This window comes from Nostoc sp. CALU 1950 (assembly GCF_051172895.1).
Taxonomy (GTDB): Bacteria; Cyanobacteriota; Cyanobacteriia; order Cyanobacteriales; family Nostocaceae; genus Nostoc; species Nostoc edaphicum_A.
The window spans coordinates 47,859-64,658 of record NZ_JBDNJQ010000023.1 but is presented as its reverse complement, the minus strand read 5'-3'; the positions used below and the strand labels follow the sequence as shown (position 1 = coordinate 64,658).

Here is a 16,800-nt window from a genome sequence, read left to right as displayed (position 1 = left end):
ACAAGAGTCTGGGACAGTACCCCAAAGCCTTGGAGTTCTATCAGCAAGCTTTAGCCATTCGTGAAAAAATCGGTGATCGTTCTGGCGTTGGCACTACCCTCAACAACATTGGCGCAATTTACTACAGACTAGGACAGTACCCAAAAGCCTTGGAGTTCTATCAGCAAGCTTTAGCAATTAGCCAACAAATCGGCGATCGCTCAGGTGAAGGCACTACCTTCAACAACATTGGCGGAATTTATGACAGTCTCGGACAGTACCCCAAAGCCTTGGAGTTCTATCAGCAAGCTTTAGCCATTCGTCAACAAATCAGCGATCGCGCAGGTGTTGGCACTACCCTCAACAACATTGGCGGAATTTATGACAGTCTCGGACAGTACCCAAAAGCCTTGGAGTTCTATCAGCAAGCTTTAGCAATTAGCCAACAAATCGGCGATCGCTCTAGCGTTGGCAATACCCTCAACAACATTGGCTTTATTTATTCCCGTCTCGGACAGTACCCAAAAGCCTTGGAGTTCTATCAGCAAGCTTTAGCTATTCGTGAAAAAATCGGCGATCGCTCTGGCGTTGGAGAAAGCATCAACAATATTGGCTTGATTTACTCCCGTCTCGGACAGTACCCGAAAGCCTTGGAGTTCTATCAGCAAGCTTTAGCCATTATTAAACCAATCGGCGATCGCTCTAAGGAAGGCACTACCCTCAACAACGTTGGCGGAACTTACTATAATTTGAAACAGTACGTCGATGCGGAAAGAAACCTACTAGCCGCCGTTGAAATTTGGGAATCCCTGCGACCTGGATTAACTGATCAAAATAAAATCTCCATCTTTGATACTCAAGAATTCACTTACCGACTTCTACAATTAGCCTTAGTTGTTCAACAGAAGACTAATCAGGCGCTAGAAGTTGCTGAAAGGGGACGAGCAAAAGCATTTATTGAGTTATTAGCGTCACGATTATCCCCCGATCTGCAACAGCAGAATCTTGAATCTCTGCAAAAAAAATTCATCATCAATCTTGAGCAAATCAAACAAATTGCCCGAACGCAAAATGCCTCTGTGGTTGAATACTCCATAGTTTCCGATGAAAACCTCTACATTTGGGTCGTTCAGCCTACAGGTGAGGTAGAGTTTCGCTCCATTGCTCTGAAAAAATCTTTAAACACCTCTCTAGTAAAGCTTGTTACTAGAAGCCGTGAGTCCATTGGTGTTAGAGGACGTGCAAGTATTGAGATAGAGCCTGTAGATGATACAGCAGAGCAAAAAAAACAATTACAACAACTACACAAGTTACTTATTGATCCCATCGCCAACCTCCTTCCCAATGACCCAAACTCTCACGTTATCTTCATTCCTCAAGGTGAATTATTTCTAGTTCCCTTTCCAGCTTTACAGGATGCTGATGGTAAGTATTTGATTGAAAAGCATACAATTCTCACTGCACCTGCGATTCAAGTTCTCAATTTAACCCATCAACAAAGGCTCAAGCCACACCCCGCAGATTTGCAAGCAGCATTGGTTGTGGGAAATCCTACAATGCCTATAGTCACTACGAAACTTGGCGATTCACCTCAGCAGTTGTCTAACTTGCCAGGGTCAGAAGGGGAAGCAAATGAAATTGCTAAACTATTTAAAACTAAGGCATTTATCGGAAATCAAGCCATAAAAGCCAAAATGTTACCCAAGCTATCGCAAGCTAGGATCATTCATTTAGCAACGCATGGATTATTAGATGACGTGAAAGGATTAGGTGTACCTGGAGCGATCGCCCTTGCTCCATCTGGCAATGGTCAACTCAACGATGGTTTACTTACCGCCGATGAAATTTTAGACTTGAAACTAAATGCCGATTTAGTTGTCCTGAGTGCTTGTGATACTGCGCTAGGTCAAATTACTGGTGATGGTGTAATTGGTCTATCCCGTTCCTTGATTACCGCAGGTACACCTAGTGTTATTGTTTCGTTGTGGTCTGTACCCGATGCACCTACGGCTGAATTGATGACTGAATTTTATCGCAACTGGCAAGAGCGCAAGTTAGATAAAGCTCAAGCATTACGTCAAGCAATGCTCAAAACTATGGAAAATCATCCAAATCCCAAAGACTGGGCAGCATTTACCCTTATTGGCGAGGCAGAGTAATATCTAAAATCGATGCCAAATTGATGACTCTAGACAGCGTTTTTTGCTCAACCTGATGGCAGCTTTATTTGTCTATAAATATTGGTAATGACTTGTAATCTTTCTTTCATCCTCAATACTACAAAATATTTCGACACACTCCATTTTCTTTCTATTTCTGTATTAATACGTATATACAGATGATAATCTTCATCAGCGAATCAAAATTTATCTATTTTGGGGATGTGGGGAAAAGAGTAGGCTATGTCAATCATCAAGCGTCGTCAGTTTTTGCAGTTCGCTGGTTCAGCTTTAGCCACTCTGGGGATTAGCCAATTAGAAATTGAGCAGCAAGCTGTTCGCTATGCCCAAGTTTTAGCCCAAAATACCACACGTAAAAGGGCTTTGTTAGTAGGCATTAATGATTACCTAAAAGTAAATGATTTTCAATGGTATCCACTGGAAGGGGCTGTCAATGATACTCAAATCCAGAAAGAACTTTTGATTAATCTCTTCGGCTTTCAATCTGACGATATTCGTGTCCTACACGACCAAGAGGCAACCCGTGAAAATATCTTACAGGCTTTTGAAGAACATCTAATTAAGTGGGCACAGCCTGGAGATGTAGCAATATTTCACTACTCTGGACATGGTTCTCAAGTTGCCGATCCAGATAAAGTTTTTGAAGATGGGCGAGTCAGCACAATTGTACCCATTAATAGTTCCCTCCCATCTGGATATCCCAATAAAGGAGGCAAGGTCAATGATATTACTGGACATACCTTGTGGTTATTAATGCAAGCTATCAACACAGAAAATGTCACTTTTGTACTAGATAGTTGTTTCTCAGGTGGTGCAAGGAAAGGGATTTTGAAAGTGCGATCGCGTCCTGGCGATCAAGAATTGTTGCGTATTACAGACTCCAAAATCCAACTTTTAGCAAGTACTAAAGAACAAGAATATCAAAAACAACTGATGTCTCGGCTGAACCTGACAAACTCAGACTTTGTGAAATTGCGTCAACAAGGTGTACCGAAAGGAGTCATGCTTGCTGCTGCTAGACGAGACCAGTCAGCCATTGATACGCGTTTTGCTGATACGCCTGTTGGTATTTTTACTTATATACTCACTCGCTATCTTTGGCAGCAAACATCCTCTGAGTCAGTTAATCAGGTGATGCTAAGTACGATCGCCACAACCCAAAAAATACTGCAAGAATATTTTCCTACATCCGGCGTTGTGCAACAACCAGAATTTAACGTCAAACAGGGAAGTAATAACGATAAACAAATAGTTTACTTTACCAATCGAAAAAACATACCAGCCGAAGCAGTAGTTACCAAAGTACAAGGAAATCAAATTGATTTGTTTTTAGGCGGGATAGATCCTCGGAGTTTAAAAGCCTTTGGACGAGGTGCAACTTTTACAGTAGTTGATAGTCAAGGGCAAGAACAAGGGCAAGTCCAAATCGAGTCAAGGCAACAACTCAAAGCACAAGGCAAACTGATCCAGACAACCACTAGAGGAGTGGCGATCGCAGCTGGTACATTATTGCAAGAGCGAACACGGGCAATTCCCAATGACCTGACTTTGCGAATTGGACTAGATTCATCGTTAGGGCAAGATATAGAATCAGCACGACGGGCACTTAGGGCAATTAACAAACGAATTGAGCCTGTATCAGTTAATCAGCCGGATATAAATTACATCTTGGGGCGAGTGACGCAGGAGTATGTCCAGCAGTTACAAAAATTGAATATTAAAAAGCTACCTGAAGTTGGCAGTACTGCCCTGTTTTCTCCAGCAGCCGATTTAATTCCTGGTTCTGATGGTTCTGCTGGAGAACGTGTATCTGACGCGGTAAGTAATCGCTTGAAGGCAAAACTCAAATCTTTATTAGCCGCCCGCCTGGTAAAGCTGACTTTAAATACAACCTCTTCAAAATTAAGTGTGGCCGCTGCAATGGAAACAGTGGATGGCGGTGCTATTCAGGCAGAAGCATTTACGATCAGAGGAGCAACTGTTGCACCCCTGAGTCGCAGTCGAGGACAAACCACTCGCTCATCTAATGTCCAACGCATTACGCCTGGAACGTTAGTCCGCTTTTTAGTTCAGAATAACGAACCTCACGATCTCTACATCAGTGTTCTTCTCATTAGCGTGGATGGCGAACTGTTAGTTCTCTCACCGCTACCAGGAAATGAAGATGCTCCTCCCATTGCCGCAGGGCAACAAATTCAAGTCCCCGATCCAGATCGCGGCGAATTGTATAAATTTAGGATTGCTGGTGAGCCTGGTGTCGCGGAAGTACTAGTGATTGCCAGTACGACACCTTTCAAAAAGGCGATTGAGTTATTGCGGGCACTTGCAGCAGAATCAGATAGCAAACGGGGAACACCAGTGAATTTGGATCAAAAACCAGATGAGGCAATTGTAAGTTTGCTAAACGATCTAGACGAAGGTACTCGTGGTGCAGGTATAGCGCGAGTTGATGGAACCAGCCAAATAGACACACAGCAGATGGCTGCACTATCGATTACATTTGAAATCTTGCCATCTTAGTAAGTTGATCAGATGAGTATTCACTTTTCGATTTAAAGTAGTATGCGATTTAAATTTTCCTGGCTCAAGCTAAATGTTGCTTGCTTCTCAGCACTTCTGGTTTTCCTGACAACTAGTTTATTGACTCCTTTGCCAGGGTTGACACAGCCCCAACAGAATCAAATAAACGCTGAAACGGACAAGCTATTGAAACAAGGGCTAGAACAGATCGCACTTCAGCAATTTGAGCCAGCAATTCAATCCCTGAAGCAGGCAATGCAGATATCACAACGATTAGGCGATCGCAAATCTACTATCGTTGTCCTCAAGCATCTCAATACAGCCTTAGACAATTTTGAGAAATCATCTCCTAATCAGGTAAAAGAGCAACGCGAGCAAATTCTGTCTACGCTACCTACTGACGAACTTACTGTCTTTCAGGGATGGAATGGCGAATTCGATCTGAATTTGGCAGGTTGGCAACTGGTAATGGATCTAGGCGATGACTATGTTAAATCAGGTAACTATGCTGCCGCAACCCAGCAATATAAAAAAGCAGCGGTTATTGCCGAATTTCCAACAGAGCGAAACGGAATACCACCGTTCATCGTTCCGAAGCAAGAAAGAGGTCTATTGATTGCTCAAGCCAGAACTTTAACAAAACTAGGATGGATTTTGGGGAAATTAGGTGATTTACCAAGTGCAGAAAAAACATTACGATCTTCTGGAAAAGTCTGGAGCGAACTCTGGAAAAAGACGCAAAGAGACGATCAAAAGCAGCAAGTTGACGTTCTATCTGGAAGCGATGCTGTACGTTTAAAGATATTTGAAATTGGAGAGGAGCAGGCTCTAACTTATAGCTATCTGCAATCTGTTCTAGTCAAACTCAAGCACAAAAACCAAGCTTTGGCAGCGTCTGAGCAAGTAAGGACGACTGCCCTGATTGACGATTTAGGTTTTCGACTTTCTGGATTTTCTGAGCGAGAACTAGGTAGTAAACCAGTGACATTACAGGAACTACAGCAGATTGCTCGTCTGCAAAACACCACATTAGTTGAGTACTCGATTATTTATGAAGATATTGTAGATAGCAATCAGTATCGAGATGATGAAACAAATGCCTTTTCATCTGGTGCCTCAACTGCCAAACAGTTTATACAAATTCAAGAACTATCTCTTGAGAATTTGCTCCCCAAACCGACAAAGTTATTTATTTGGGTGATTCAGCCAACTGGCAAAGTTTCTTTTCGAGAAGTTGATTTGAAATTTTTGAAAAAACCATTATCCCAAGTGTTAATTGATAGCCGAGAATCTATCGGTGTAAGAGGTCGAAGCTCGTCCATCAGTATTGAGCCAATCGATGATACACAAGAATTAACTCAGCTACGTCAGCTATATCAGCTTTTAATTCAACCAATTGCCGAGCTACTACCTCGTGATGCTAATAAGAAAGTTATTTTCATTCCACATCGGAGCTTAACGTTGGTTCCGTTTGCTGCATTGCAAGACGAACATGGACAATACTTAATCGAAAGAAACACAATATCGATTGCACCCTCTATTCGTTCGCTATCTCTCACGCATCAACTAAAACAGCGTGTTCAGAAAAGACAGAATGAGCTTGATGGTTTCATTGAGGCAGCACTTGTTGTAGGCAACCCTACAATGCCAGAATTTTCCAGTGTTCAAGGGCAAAAGCCTGAGCGCTTGCCTAGTTTACTAGGTGCAGAACAAGAAGCTCAAGCAGTTGCTAGTTTCTTTAAAGTGCAAGCTTTGACAGGAGATAAAGCAACGGTTGCAGAAGTGAATCATTTATTTACAGGGGTAAGATTGATTCATCTGGCAACGCATGGATTACTGGAAGTTTTCAGTGAGGATGGGCCTGGTGCGATCGCACTAGCACCATCTTCTAATAATTCAGGTTTTATGACAACGAGTGATATACAGAACACGCCAGAAATGGCAGCTGATTTAGTTGTCCTGAGTGCTTGTGATACAGCTAGAGAACAAATCACAGGTGAAGGAATCATCGGGTTATCCCGTGCGTTTCTGACGGCTGGTATTCCTAGTGTTCTTGTTTCTTTGTGGGCAGTGAATGATGTATCAACCGCAGAATTAATGATTGAATTCTACCGAAATATGCAAGAGCGTCATCTCAACAAAGTGCAAGCGCTGCGGCAAGCAATGCTAACTACAATGCAAAAGTATCCAAAAAATCCGAAAAAATGGGCTGCATTTACCTTAATTGGTGAATCAGAGTGAGGGTATGAAAACGAGTCCAAAGGATTGGGCAGCATTCACTCTTATTGATGAACCAAAATTAATAACACTCTCTCCCTTTATCTGCTTATGACTGATTCTCGCCTGCAACAGGCAATAAAACGTTATCAAACAGCAATTGAGCAACTCAAGACTACTATTGATGCATCTACAGATCCCAATCATCTCGTTGCAGATGCTGTTAAACCAATTCAACCAGAAGAAACAAAACAGCAACTTACACTCACGCAAGTTTTAGAAGTTTTCACAGCGCGAGACGAAGTGCAAGCAGCACTGGCAGATACTACACAGACTTCTGGCGAGAGTTTAGCCGCGATCACCCAACTAGATAAAATACTAAAAGAAAATGCGAGTGCGATCGCCACCATCTGCGAAACTGCTGACTGGCAAACTAGCTTTAACCCTCCCAAAGAAGCTTGGTGGTGGTCATTGCAACCTGAACACAAGTCAGATAAATTTTGGGATGGGCTTGATTGGTTTTGGAGTGCTGTTTCTGTCTCCTCCCTGACTATCTCTCTTGGTTTAGTCGGAGACATTTCCTCTCGATTCCTTACAGGTGGCCCTGATACACTAGGCGCACTGGCAGTTAGTACACAAAGTATTTTGACCTTGCTTACTGCTGGAGGCGCACTTACCCTAGCGGGACAGGAAGCCTACAAAAGCATTCTGAAAAGCAGGAAAATACCAGAGCGATTTTGGCATGAAATTAGTGCAGGTTTTTCACTACTCTTAGTATTTGGTTTAGTAGGATTGCGGCTATCCTTACCACAAATTGCTACCCAATATAGTCAATGGGGCTTCAACAACTACCAAGAAGGTGACTGGGGAAGTGCTGAAGAGAATTATCAACGAGCAATCAAACTCAATCCTGATGATACCCTAGCTCATTTTCGCTTAGGTTTACTTTACGAAGAACTGCAAAAATTGGATCTTGCCCGTACAGAGTACCAGATTGCGGTACAAGATAATATTCCCGATGCTATCAATAATCTATCTCGTCTTTACATCCTCAACAAAAACTATCCTGCTGCGGTTGCTTTGTTATTAAAAGCCTTAGCTAGTGAACAGAAGTTAAAGCCTAGTGCAGAGACTAAACACGCTTTACTAAAAAATCTAGGTTGGGCAAGGCTAATGCAAGGACATTACCCGGATGCTGAAGCCAAACTACTAGAAGCAATTGACTTACAACAATCCACCAAATTAACAAAAAATATTGCTGCTCCTCACTGTCTATTAGCACAAGTAATGGAAGCACAAAAGGATAAAAAAGGCGCTTTAACAGAATGGGAAACTTGCAATCAATATGCCGATATTGCATCTAGTACTGATGACGATGGTTGGGTCATTACTGCTCAGAAACGTTTAGCAGAACAGGAGAATAAGAAATGATTGGCTTTAATCTAACTTGCAAAATGTTGGTATTAGAAGCAGTAGTGTTAGGGATGGTAAAGCCAGCGTTGGCTTTGTCTGCCACAAGCATTGCCCAAGGTCAGCCACAAGCTGTTGTCTACTCAGCCAGAATTGACTCCACAACAGGCAGAATATTTCTCAAGCGCCCCGACTGGTCAAATTTTCGACCTGTTCCTGTTGGGACAGAATTAAATCAGGGAGATCAGATCAAGCCTGATAAGGGTGTCAGGGTGAGAGTAGTTTGTCCTAATCTCTCTAAACCATTTGTTCCTATAGGAGTGCCATCAGGTTTAAAAACAATCTGTCCTATTTGGCAAGCAATCATCTCTAAAGCACCTCCACCTGCTGGGACTCTAGGCGGTAATAATCCCTTAATTCCCTACTTAATTACCCCTCGCCATACCCTACTGTTAAGCAGCACTCCTACTTTTCGTTGGAACGTCGTACCTAAAGCTACGCAATATACGCTAACTTTGCTCAGTCCCACAGGAGTCGTGTGGCAAAAGCAGGTCAAAAACAATTCTTTAGTTTATCCTGGATTACCTCCATTAAAATCGGGAACAAATTACTCGTTAGTTATTAAAGCCAATACTGGCAAAACATCTCAGGACGAAGGAACATCTAACCTAGATTTTAGAGTGCTACGTAAATCTGAGGCGACAGCTATCCAATCTAAAGTAATTAAAATAACTAAATCAGGATTAAATGAGCAAGTCAAGGCTCTCATGCTGGCAAATCTTTACAGCCGCTACACATTGCCGCAAGATGCAATTCAAGCCTATGGTTTAACTGCTGATACCTTCAAAAGCTACAACTTGAGTACAGATGCGATCGCAATATTAGAAACTTTAGTAAAGCAAGGTAAGCAATCAACAATAATTTATCGCTCGTTGGGAGATATTTACTGGCAAACTGGATTAGCCCAAAAAGCAGTAGACAACTATTTGGCAGCAATTAAAGTTGCCAAAAGTGATGAAGATTTAGAAGAGAAGATATTAGCCCAATTCGCCTTGGGGGAAGTCTATGCTGCAACAGATGATAACAAGCAGGCTATAAGTTGGTATTCTCAAGCTAAGAATGGATACACTTTACTAGGTGATACTAGACGTGCCAATTTTTTAAAACAGCAAATAGAAAGCCTGCAACAATAGCCATTACTACTTAAAGTTTATTTATAAAACATCAATCTGACTCACCAATAAGGGTAAATGCAGCCCAATTTTTTGGATCACGATGTTGTTTCATTGTTGCCAGCATCGCGTTTCTTAGTGCCACAGCTTTATCAGGATTTTTCTGTAGATTTTGATAAAACTCAGTCATCAACTCAGCAGTCGGTGCATCAGGAACAGACCATAAAGAAACGATGACACTGGGAGTACCAGCACTAATCAGTGAACGGGAAAGTCCGATAATGCCATCACCTGTAATTCTTCCTCTTCCAGTATCACAAGCACTCAAAACAACTAATTCTGCTTTCAATTTCACACGATCAAAAATTTCTTCAGCAGTTAGTAAGCCATTATCTTTATCTGATGGTGCAAGAGCGATCGCACTTCCTAAACCTCGGATATCATCGAGTAAGCCATGAGTTGCTAAATGAATGATTCGGGCTTTGGGTAAAAGTTGCAATATCGCAGATTTAGTTGCTTTATCACCCGTGATAGCTTGAGTTTTCAAAATCGGTGCGATCGCTTTTGCTTCTTCTTCAGCACTAGGTAAGGGGAGTAATTGCTGTGGTGGTTCTCCAATTGCAGGTGGCACCTTTGGCATAGTGGGATTACCAACAACTACCGCATCCTGTTTTTGGAAAGACGCGATTAATCGGGAGTTTCCAAGACTTTTCCTTTGTTGGTGCGTTAAATCCAAAACTTGAATCGAAGGACAAGTGAGGATAGTATGTTGTTCAATCAAGTATTTGCCGTTTTCATCTTGTAAGGCTGGGAAGGGAACTAGGAATAAGGAACTTTGCGGAATGAAGATGACTTTATCACTCTCTTTTATGGGTAATAAATCTGCGATCGGTTTGATTAACAGTTGATGAAGTTGTTTTAATCGGGTTTCTGCTTTGGCTGAGTCAGGTGTGAGAACCATTTCAATACTGGGACTTCTCACACCCATAGCTTGACGGCTACGAGATACAAGAAGGTCTATCAGTTTGATATTATCTTTCTGGTGAAAGTTTTTGAGGTCAACTTTGCGAAAGCTAACTTCACCTGTGGGTTTGATCACCCAGATATATATTTCTGATTCTTTAGTTTGCTGTTTACCATTAATTTTGAATTCATCAGTAATAATTGAATATTGAACCAGGGTAGCATTTTGATTTCTAGCGATTTGTTGAATATTTTCAATATTCGGTGCAGTTATTTTTGATGGCTCTGTTTTATTAGTAAATAATCGTTGAGTAAGTAAATCAATAAAAGCTCTTGCCCTACCACGTTCAGATATTTCCAAGGCTTGAGATATTTTAGTTTGAACAATCAAAACTTCTTGTAGCAGGCGAAAGGTGCGAGTTTGTTTTTCAAAGATAGAAATTTTATTAGCATCATCTAACTTAATACGGAGATTTTCCCAAATATCAATCGCCGCACGCAAATATTCTTCGGCTTCAGGGAGTTTGCCTGCTTGACGCAGAGCATTTGCAAGATTGTTTAAAGCACTTCCTTCAGCTTCCTGGTCTTCATTTTGTTGTGCTTTTGCCAAACTTTGCTGATATAATTGCATTGCCTTAACAATATCACCTAGTGCAAGGTAAACATTACCCAAACCTCCTGATGCTTCACTAGGAATAAATTTAGATGCATCATTATAATATTCGATTGCTTTGTTATAATCGCCTGAAGAATAATAAATATTTGCTAAATTAACTTTAGTTTTGGCAATATTAGAAGCGTTTTTGTCGATAGCTAGTGCTTGTGATAAATCTTTAATTGCTTCTGGATATTTATTTTGTAATCTATAAATATCACCGCGACTTTGTAATGTTTCTGCTTTAAGTTGTGTGTCTTGGTACTGATCTAAAATTTCTAATCCCTCGTTATAATACTTCATTGCTGTATCATAATCAGCTAATAAATTATAAATATTTCCCAGATGTGCTAGACTTTTGACTTGTTTTTGGTAATAGTTGATTTTTTGAGCGATTTGTAATGCTTGAGAATAGAATTTAATAGCTTGTGTGTAATCGCTAATGCAGTAGTAGGTGTTACCAAGCTTTTCAAACATTAAAATTTGATTTTCATTGTCAGCAATTTCTTGGTAGAGTTTTAGAGCTTTTTCCCAGGGTTTTATTGCTAAGGAACAATTGGGGGCGTAAAATTCCAAATCTCGCAGTCTATCTGCTTCTGCTTTGGGCGAAGCCGCGATTTTTTCATCTAAATTGAGCATAGCAAGTTGCTTGCCAGATAAGTTCCATACTCGTGCAGTACCATCATCAGATGCTGTGACTATACGCTGTCCATCAGGACTAAAATTCACTTTAGTAACATTGCCCTGATGCCCTAAAAAAGTAGCTAACAGTTTGCCAGTTATATCCCATAATCGAGAAGTACCATCATTAGAAACTGTGGCTATACGCTGTCCGTCAGGGCTAAAACTCGTCTTTGTGACATTACCTTGATGCCCTTGAAGTTCAGTTAACAAATTACCGTTCGTATCCCACACTTGGGCAATATTACTTAAAGATATGGTAATAATTAACTGACTATCAGGACTAAAAGTGGCACTTTGAATTGAGAGATTACGGCCTTTAATTTCGGTTAGCATCTTACCTGAAGTATCCCACAAGCGTGCAGTGTCTGTGGTGAGAATTAGCTTCCCATTTGGACTAATAATGGCACCTTTAAAAGAATAGCGATCGCCTTTAATTTCAGTTAACATCTTACCTGAAGTATTCCAGATCCGAACAATGCCACTGCTAAATGCAGTGACAATCAGTTTTGCATCGGGGCTAAAACTTGCGCTTGTAACGCGATCGTCTTTATCTCCTTTGAATTCGGCTAGCGGCTTACCCGATGTATTCCATAATTCCGCACCAGAAAATTTAGTGAGAATTAACTTGCCATCAAAACTAAAACTTCCACTACCACCTTTAATTTTAGCTAACAGATTACCTGAAATATCCCACACCCCAGAGTTACTACCAGTTGAGGTAATAATTAACTTGCCATTGGGGCTGAAGCTGGCACTTCTAACTTCACTTTGATGCCCTTTTAATTCAGTTATCAGTTTGCCAGAAGTGTCCCAAACTCTTGCAGTACCATTCTCAAATGCAGTGATAATAAACTTGCCATCAGGACTAAAACGAGCATCATAAACTGTACTTGGATACGGATTGAGTATAACTGATGGCTTCTCTAAACTATTTGATATCTGGGCGATATTGTGAGAGGCTATATCTTCAGAGACTGTAGAGGCAGTAACAATCAGTTTGCCATTAGCAGTAAGTAAATAAGTCGAGACTAGCAAAACTATATAACCATGCGTCAACTTAATAGAAGTCATATTTTTAGGGAAGTGCAGATATTGAGGAGAATTAGAATTTTGATTGTTATTTATGCCAATCTATTTAAATTTTCCACTTTTGCTATTACTCTTATGTTCTTTAGATTCAGTTAGAAGTTTCCCATAAATATCCCAAATCTGAGCAATAGTTTTAGAAGAAAAAGGGATTTCCGCTACAGTAACAATTAATTTGCTATTGGGGCTAAAAATTGCACTTTCTATTTGACCGTCGAGTTGGGTGATATGTTCGCTATTAACATCCAAAATCATAGCAGTATTGAAATCTATAACCACAATCATCCACTTACTATCAGGGCTGATACCGATACTATTGACTACTTTCTTGAAATCTTTTTTTGGTAAGATTAATTCGCCTGAAATATTTCGTAACTGGGCTATGTTATCACTTTGAGTTATGATGTATTTACCATCAGGCGTAAAACTTACACTGTTATCAAAAGAACTATAGCAAGGCACATCTGTAATTTTGGTTAGCAGTTTGCCAGAAACATCCCATATACGTGCGGTTTTATCAGTAGATATTGTGGCAATCATCTTACTATCAGGACTAAAACTAGCATTTTTTACCTCACTCAAATGTCCCTTGAGTTCTGCAATTAGTTTGCCATTTATATCCCATACATGAGCAGTTTTGTCATCAGATGCAGTAAGAATTAACTTCCCATCAGGACTAAAAGTTGCACTGTTAACAAAGTGCTGATGTCCTTTAAGTTCTGTTATTAACTTGCCATTTGTATCCCATACAAAAGCGTTTTTCTCAAAAGATAAATATGTGGTGAGAATCAACTTACCATCACTGCTAAAATTTGCACTTGAGAGAGCCATGTTCCCATTGCCGTTAATCTTTGCCAGCAACTTGCCATTGATATCCCATACACGAGCAGTTGAGCCTGACGCGGTGAGAATCAATTTACCATCACTGCTAAAATTTGCACTATCAACTTGATATTCATCCCCTTTAAGTTCAGTTAGCAACTTGCCTGAAGTATCCCATATCTGTGCAGTACCATCTTTAGAACCAACGATTATCAGCTTGCTGTCGGGACTGAAATTAACGCTATTAATGCCTTTATCTTCATTCCTAAATCGTGGTTTGACAGACTCTTGGGGTTGCTGATTATCGGCAAGAGTTGTACTGGGTACATTTACTTGAGCCACCGACTTGTTGGAAAAATACCACACTCGCGCTGTGCCATCTCTAGATGAAGTAACAATCAGTTTACCGTCAGGACTAAAACTTGCACTGGTAACTTCATGGTGATGTCCTTTAAGTTCAGTTATCAACTTGCCTGAAATGTCCCACACTCGCGCACCATCGGAAGTAGCGGTGACAATCAGCTTACTATCAGGGCGAAAATCTGCGCCGTAAACGCGATTTTCACTATAGTTTTCTGTCGTTGTATCTGGAAACTGGATTTTTGTTAAAACCTTGCCCCCAGAATCCCATATCCAAGCACTGCCATCATGAGATGTGGTGATAATTAGTTTGCCGTCAGAGCTAAAATTCGCGCTGACAACAGAATGCTGCTCTCCTTTTAATTCTAATTTGGTTATCAGTTTGCCTGAAGTATGCCATATACTGGCGAAGTTTTTTGCTCCAGTAATAATCCGCTTGCCATCGTGGCTAAAATTAGCGCTTTCAACACTACCCTCATGCCCTTTGAGTTCAGTTAGCAACTTGCCTGAAGTATTCCAAATTCGGGCTGTTCTGTCCTGAGATGCAGTGACAATCAGCTTGCTATCAGGACTAAAGTTTGCACTGTTGACATTACCTTGATGTCCTTTAAGTTCAGTTACTAGTTTGCCATTGCTGTCCCAAACTTGAGGAGTTTTGTCCTCAAATGTGATAACAATCAGCTTGCCATTAGGACTAAAATTGGCATTGCCGTTCCATACAGTAGTATTATTATTTCCTTTGAGTTCTGTTATCTGCTGGCGATCGCTATCCCATATTCTGACAGTATTATCTTGTGATGTAGTGATAATTCGCTTACCATCAGGACTAAAATTTGCACTATATACTTCACCCTGATGCCCTCTGAGTTCTGTAAGAATTTTGCTTGATGTATTCCACACACGGGCTGTGTTATCAGATGATGCCGTAACAATCCACTTCCCATCTGTACTAAACCTGGCATTGTTAACACCTCCTTCGTGTCCTTGTAGTTTTCCTACCAATTTACCCACAGAATCCCAAATCAAAGCCGTTTTATCAAGTGACGCTGTAACAATTCTCTGCCCATCTGCACTAAAATTGGCAGTATACACACTATCTTGATGTCCTTCCAAAACTGCCAACATTTTCCCCGACAAATCCCACAGACGAGCAGTTTTATCATCCGATGCCGTCACAATCCCCTTCCCATCTGGGCTAAAATTCGCACTCCAAACAGTGTCAGTATGCCCTTTCAAAACTGCTAACTGCTTCCCCTCAGTGTCCCACACACGAGCAGTTTTATCAGCACTAGCTGTGATAATTAGCTTGCTATCAGGGCTAAAACTAGCACTAGTGAAAATATTCTCATGCCCTGTAATTTGTGTGAGTTGCTTGCCGGAAAGATCCCAGACGCGAACGCTTTTATCAGCACCAGCAGTGACTATTCGTTTACCATCCTGGCTAAAATCGGCACTATATACATTACCCTGATGTCCTTTAAGTTCCGCTAACTGCTTACCCGACAAATTCCATACACGGGCAGTGCCGTCAAAAGATGCAGTAATAATCAACTTACCATCCTGGCTGAAGTTAGCACTTTTCACATTACCTTCATGTGCCAATACTGCTACTTGCTTACCATAAAAATCCCATACACGGACTTTGTTATCAGCACCAGCAGTAATAATAAATTTACCATCAGGACTAAAACTGGCGCTATTAACGCTACTTTCATGTCCTTTAAGTTGTCTCTCCTGGGCAAAGTAATCAATAAAACTTCCTGTGACAGCCTTAGCAGGGTTTTTCGTTAACTTTTGATGGTAATTAATTTTTAATGCCTGTGACGCTGGAAGTAAAACTGCAAAATTAAAAGGCAAAGGTGGGGATATGGTAGCAAAGATTCCCAAGATTGCGATTAAACGAATGTATAATAGCATTACTATTAGAAAGCAAATATGTAATATTAGTGTAATTAAGTTTGTTACGATTTTACAATAATGAATTAAAAATATAGATATATATTATGCTTATGAAGTTTTTAGTCCTATTTGCTTTATGAGAATTGTATGTTGTAACAGATGACATCAAATAGGCAATAAGCTCACATTCTCAAGCCAATAATGAACAAAGTTTTGGAAGTTAACGAAAGAATAAGGGTTTAATCCGTAGGTTTTGGGACTACTAATCACGACTATTTGCGATCACTTTTGCTTGCTCTTGGGCTAGCCGTTTTAATTATGTTTTTTGCAATTCCAATCAAGAGTAAGGTAAATGACGCGATCGCATAGTCTCTCCCAAGAAAAATCTCTTGTTATCTCTGGTATAAACTATGGTAGGGCTAAAAAATAATGTCGATAATAATGCGATACCTGCGGTAAGCTACGCTAATGCACTTCCCAACCCAAACCCCACAAGTTCAAGCGGATCGCTCCATGAATTCGTCTTCCTAGTCCCTGCTGAAACCATCAGCTGAGGTAAAGCTTACTTTCAGAGTACCCAAACTGTGGGGCAAGGTTCAAAGTTCCAGCATTGTGGGTGGATGCTTGGTGTCAAAGGTGCTTTATGTCGTTCACGGAAATGGTAAAGTGGCGAAGGGTTATTCTGCGAGATTCGACAAATCCATGAGACACCTACAACACATAAGATTTTAGTCAAAGATTGTGTCGGTTACATTAATCGTGTACTATTATATTAGTACGAATATACTGTGGTCTACGATAAGTAAGCCAAAAAGTGTTAAAGATTGCAAAAAAATCAACTATAATTAACCGA

Annotated in this window: 7 protein-coding genes; 5 read left to right on the top strand and 2 right to left on the bottom strand. The window is 40.7% G+C overall.

Annotated elements, in window-relative coordinates:
• The 5 genes from ABF638_RS09415 to ABF638_RS09395 all read left to right on the top strand — a co-directional run.
• The coding region (locus ABF638_RS09415; RefSeq protein ID WP_435022249.1) for a CHAT domain-containing protein at nt 1-2,138 on the top strand (2,138 nt) is incomplete at its 5' end.
• 243 nt (nt 2,139-2,381) lie between these two features.
• Nucleotides 2,382-4,679: a caspase family protein gene (locus ABF638_RS09410; RefSeq protein WP_435022247.1), complete on the top strand. Its 2,298-nt coding sequence runs from the start codon at nt 2,382-2,384 to the stop codon at nt 4,677-4,679.
• 42 nt (nt 4,680-4,721) lie between these two features.
• A complete protein-coding gene (locus tag ABF638_RS09405; protein WP_435022245.1) occupies nt 4,722-6,920 on the top strand; it encodes a CHAT domain-containing protein in 2,199 nt (732 codons plus the stop codon).
• Between the two features lie 87 nt (nt 6,921-7,007).
• Nucleotides 7,008-8,327, top strand: a complete 1,320-nt coding sequence (locus ABF638_RS09400; protein ID WP_435022243.1) for a tetratricopeptide repeat protein — start codon at nt 7,008-7,010, stop codon at nt 8,325-8,327.
• Complete coding sequence (locus ABF638_RS09395) at nt 8,324-9,499, top strand: tetratricopeptide repeat protein (protein WP_435022241.1); 1,176 nt, start codon at nt 8,324-8,326, stop codon at nt 9,497-9,499. The genes ABF638_RS09400 and ABF638_RS09395 overlap by 4 nt, the downstream gene beginning before the upstream one ends.
• A 31-nt stretch (nt 9,500-9,530) precedes the next feature.
• Here the strand turns inward: ABF638_RS09395 and ABF638_RS09390 are convergent, their stop codons facing one another.
• Both ABF638_RS09390 and ABF638_RS09385 read right to left on the bottom strand, forming a co-directional pair.
• Entirely contained in the window at nt 9,531-12,851 is a 3,321-nt protein-coding gene (locus ABF638_RS09390) for a CHAT domain-containing protein (protein WP_435022239.1), read from the bottom strand.
• 60 nt (nt 12,852-12,911) lie between these two features.
• Nucleotides 12,912-15,965 carry a WD40 repeat domain-containing protein gene (locus tag ABF638_RS09385; RefSeq protein ID WP_435022237.1) on the bottom strand — a complete coding sequence of 1,018 codons (3,054 nt, stop codon included), beginning with the start codon at nt 15,963-15,965 and terminating at the stop codon, nt 12,912-12,914.
• Between the last annotated feature and the right edge of the window lie 835 nt (nt 15,966-16,800).

Coding starts and splice junctions, on each gene's coding strand:
- ABF638_RS09410 (WP_435022247.1), top strand. CDS start 2,382: ATGTCAATCATCAAGCGTCGTCAGTTTTTGCAGTTCGCTGGTTCAGCT.
- ABF638_RS09405 (WP_435022245.1), top strand. CDS start 4,722: ATGCGATTTAAATTTTCCTGGCTCAAGCTAAATGTTGCTTGCTTCTCA.
- ABF638_RS09400 (WP_435022243.1), top strand. CDS start 7,008: ATGACTGATTCTCGCCTGCAACAGGCAATAAAACGTTATCAAACAGCA.
- ABF638_RS09395 (WP_435022241.1), top strand. CDS start 8,324: ATGATTGGCTTTAATCTAACTTGCAAAATGTTGGTATTAGAAGCAGTA.
- ABF638_RS09390 (WP_435022239.1), bottom strand. CDS start 12,851: ATGACTTCTATTAAGTTGACGCATGGTTATATAGTTTTGCTAGTCTCG.
- ABF638_RS09385 (WP_435022237.1), bottom strand. CDS start 15,965: ATGCTATTATACATTCGTTTAATCGCAATCTTGGGAATCTTTGCTACC.